General features: G+C 71.9%; 5 protein-coding genes. 1 reads left to right on the top strand and 4 read right to left on the bottom strand.

From position 1 onward, the window contains the following. From G3I65_RS17195 to G3I65_RS17185, 3 genes are all read right to left on the bottom strand, one after another. On the bottom strand, positions 1–309 hold a 309-nt coding region (locus G3I65_RS17195; RefSeq protein ID WP_160697018.1), incomplete at its 3' end, for a helix-turn-helix domain-containing protein. A gap of 118 nt (positions 310–427) precedes the next feature. Next, complete coding sequence (locus tag G3I65_RS17190; RefSeq protein WP_160697017.1) at positions 428–1,039, bottom strand: hypothetical protein; 612 nt, start codon at positions 1,037–1,039, stop codon at positions 428–430. A 4-nt stretch (positions 1,040–1,043) separates the two neighbouring features. Further along, a complete protein-coding gene (locus G3I65_RS17185) occupies positions 1,044–1,940 on the bottom strand; it encodes a helix-turn-helix transcriptional regulator (RefSeq protein ID WP_160697016.1) in 897 nt (298 codons plus the stop codon). A gap of 135 nt (positions 1,941–2,075) precedes the next feature. Between G3I65_RS17185 and G3I65_RS17180 the strand changes: the two genes are divergently transcribed. Further along, positions 2,076–3,014: an aldo/keto reductase gene (locus tag G3I65_RS17180; RefSeq protein WP_160697015.1), complete on the top strand. Its 939-nt coding sequence runs from the start codon at positions 2,076–2,078 to the stop codon at positions 3,012–3,014. Between the two features lie 4 nt (positions 3,015–3,018). On the opposite strand, the gene G3I65_RS17175 is transcribed toward G3I65_RS17180, so the two are convergent. After that, positions 3,019–3,482 (bottom strand): helix-turn-helix transcriptional regulator (locus G3I65_RS17175; protein ID WP_239071265.1); only part of this gene is annotated, 464 nt, incomplete at its 5' end.

The following is a 3,482-nucleotide window of genomic DNA, read 5'->3' as shown; positions in this document are numbered from 1 at the left end:
GGCGCGGAGCCAGGCGTGGGTGCGGCCGCGGCCTTCGCACAGCCTGCCGAACATCGGGCCGACGCCGTAGCCGCGGATCCGGTGCTCCGCCGCGCCCATCCCGCACAGCTGCTCGAGCAGCCGGTGCGTGGTCGACTTCGGCAGCCCGGCCCGGCGCGCGACCTCGGTGAGCCCGAGTTCCGCTTCGGCGTCGGCGAGCGCTTCCAGCAAGGCGAACGCCCCGGCGAGCACACTCCGGCCCCGCGCCCGCCCGGCATCCGCTTCGGCGTCGGCTCCGGTCAAGCGCAGGTCAGACCCGTCCGTGAGCATCCGTGCCTCCCGTATCGGGCCGGATGGCCCCGCCGGGGTGACAGTCGCACGACGCCACGGGGACGTTACGCGGAGGAAGCCACGCGGGTGAAGGAGCGCCCGCGGGAGCGCGGGGTCTTCAGCGTGCCGGGTAGTACACCGTCGGCAGCGGCCCTCGGATCTGCCCGGCGGAGAAGCTGAATCCGAACTCCCGCGCCAGCACCGCGAGTGCGGTGGCGAACTCTGTGCGCGAGTCCCGTGGTGTCTCGCGGTCGATCAGGCCGGCATCGCGCATCGGCCGCTCCAACCGCGCGGTGGCCTCACCGGCCAGGCCGTCGTAGGCCTGACCGACCTCGAGCCCGAACTGCAGACGGCCGCGAGTGAGGTGACTGACCCAGCCCTGGCCCAGGAAGTTCATGGTGGCCACCACGACGTCGGTTTCGTGCGACAGCGCGGAGCCGCCCGCGTCCGGCATCGTGCTGGCTCTGACCGGCTCGATCGCCGCCGACCACGCACCCGAGGTGGCCACCCTCAGGCATCGGCGTCCGTCGTGGGCGGCGCCATCGGGTGACCAGCAGTCGGTCAGGCTCTGCGGTGTCGCCTGCGTTGCGTCCACGCCGAACGCTCCGAAGATGGCCTCGACGTCGGTGCCACGGACGAAAGTGATCCGGCCGTCATCCTCGAAAACCGTGGGATGCCGCAGGATCCACGCCCAATCGGCGGCGCCGACGTCCGGACCCGCTTCCGGCACGGTCTCAGTCCGCCGACGCGTGGCGGGACGGCTCAGCCGCCCGGGACTGCGTGGCTGCCCAGCTCGCGAGGACCTTGAGCCGCTCCTCGGACGCGGTCCCGGGTTCGGCCGTGTACGTGACCAGGTTGTGCACCGCTCGACCGGACAACGGCAAGTCCAGCGACTGAAATGTCAGTTCCAGATCACCGACATCCGGATGCCGCAACCGCTTGACGCCGTCATGCCGGATCAGCACGTCGTGCTCCGCCCACCGGCCGCGGAAGTCGGGGCTGAGCGTCGACAACTCCCCGATGAGTTCCCGAAGCGCCCGGTCGCCGGGCTCGCGCCCGGCCTCCGCGCGCAACAGGGCGGCGGTGGCGTCGCCCGCGGCGTCCCAGTCGACGAAGAAGTCCCGTGCGCTGGGGTCGAGGAAGATGTAGCGGGCGATGTTGGGGCGGCCGCCGGTAGCGAACATCGGCGCGTACAGGGCTCGCGCGAGGGGGTTGGCGGCGACGACGTCTGTGCGGCCGTCGCGGACGAACGCCGAGGACAGCGTCATCGAGTCGAGCAGCCACTGGACCCGCGCCGGGACCTCGACGTCCCGGCGACGCGACGGCGTGCGGCTCTTGGGCCGCGACGCCCGGGCCAGGTCGAACAGGTACGTGCGTTCGTCGTCGTCCAGCCGCAGGGCGCGGGCGACCGCGTCGAGGACGTCTTCGGACACGCCGCCGATGTGCCCCTTCTCCAGCCGCGTGTACCACTCCGTGCTCACGCCGGCCAGCACCGCGACCTCCTCGCGCCGCAGCCCGGCGACGCGGCGGCGGGTGCTGGTCGGCAGCCCGACCTGCGCCGGGGTGATCTTGGCGCGCCGGCTGGCGAGGAAGTGCCGGATTTCGCCGCGGTTGCCGGGCTGCTGGTCCATGCCGTCCACGGTAGCCGCCGGTCGCGGCGCGAGGGGGGTCGAAGTCGTACCCCCCATGAACGCGACCTTCTCCCCCGCCGGCCGGCGCGGTCTCCTGGGCATCGAAGGTTCCGCCGGAGCAGGAAAGCAGGGCACATGACGAGCAAGACGGTGGCACTGGGCACGTGGGCCTGGGGAGACAGCGGCGAAGCGGGCGACGGCTACTTCGGCAGTCAGCTGACCGCGTCCGGCCTGCGCGAGGTCGTCGAGCAGGCGCACTCGGCCGGGTTCACCCTGTGGGACACCGCGGTGGTGTACGGCATGGGCCGCTCGGAGACGGCCCTCGCCCAGGCGCTGAAGGGTTACGACCGCGGCGAATACCAGCTGTCGACGAAGTTCACCCCGCAGATCGCGGGCGACGGCGACGACCCGGTCGCGGACATGCTGGAGCAGAGCCTCGACCGCCTGGGCACGGACTACGTGGACCTGTACTGGATCCACAACCCCGCCGACGTGGCCCGGTGGACGCCGCTGCTGATCCCGTTGCTGCGCCGCGGAAAGATCAAGCAAGTCGGCGTCTCGAACCACAATCTCAAGGAGATCGCGCTCGCCGACGAGATCCTCGGCGAGGCCGGCTTCCGGGTGGCGGCGGTGCAGAACCACTACAGCCTGCTGTACCGGAGCTCCGAGCGCGCGGGCATCCTCGACCACTGCCGCGAGCACGACGTGCGGTTCTTCTCCTACATGGTCCTCGAGCAGGGCGCGCTGACCGGCAGGTACAGCCCGAGCAACCCGTTGCCGGCAGGCAGCAGCCGAGCGGCCGTGTACAACGGCGTCCTCCCCCGGCTGCGGGCGCTGACGGACCGGCTGGGCGCGATCGGCGAGGAGCGCGGCGCGTCCGCCGCCGACGTCGCCACCGCCTGGGCCATCGCCAAGGGGACCACCCCGATCGTCGGGGTCACGAAGGCGGATCACGTCGACGGATTGGTGCGGGCGCAAGGCATCGCGCTCACCGGCGAGGAGATCGCGGAGCTCGAAGCGCTGGCCGATGCCACGGACGTCGACACGCGCGGCAGCTGGGAGCGCGAGATGTGACGGCTCAGGCGGTGACGAGGGTGGCGTCGCGCAGCTGACGTCGGGAGCTGATCCCCAGCTTGGTGAAGATCTTGCGCAGGTGCCATTCCACCGTGCGCGGGCTGAGGAACAACCGGGTGCCGATCTCGGGGTTCGAATAGCCTTCGGCGGCCAGCCGGGCGATCTGGAACTCCTGCGCGGTCAGCTCACCGGTGGTTTCCGCCACGCGTTTGCGCGCGGTCTCCCCCGTGGCCAGCAGCTCCCGCCGGGCGCGGTCGGCGAACGCCGTCAAACCCATGGCGGACAACAGTTCGTGGGCCGTGTGCAACTGCGCGCGGGCGTCCACGCGGCGGCCCTCGCGGCGCAGCCATTCGCCGTACAGCAGGTGGCTGCGGGCGAGGTCCACGCGCGACCCGGTCCGCTCGAGGCACGCGATCGACTCGCGGAAGAGGCGGTCGGCGTCCGGGCCGGTGCTGCCCAGCGCGCGCA

The organism is Amycolatopsis sp. SID8362, assembly GCF_010550475.1.
GTDB classification, from domain to species: domain Bacteria; phylum Actinomycetota; class Actinomycetes; order Mycobacteriales; family Pseudonocardiaceae; genus Amycolatopsis; species Amycolatopsis eburnea.
Note: the sequence above shows the minus strand (reverse complement) of the source record. Positions and strands in the feature narration are given on the sequence as shown.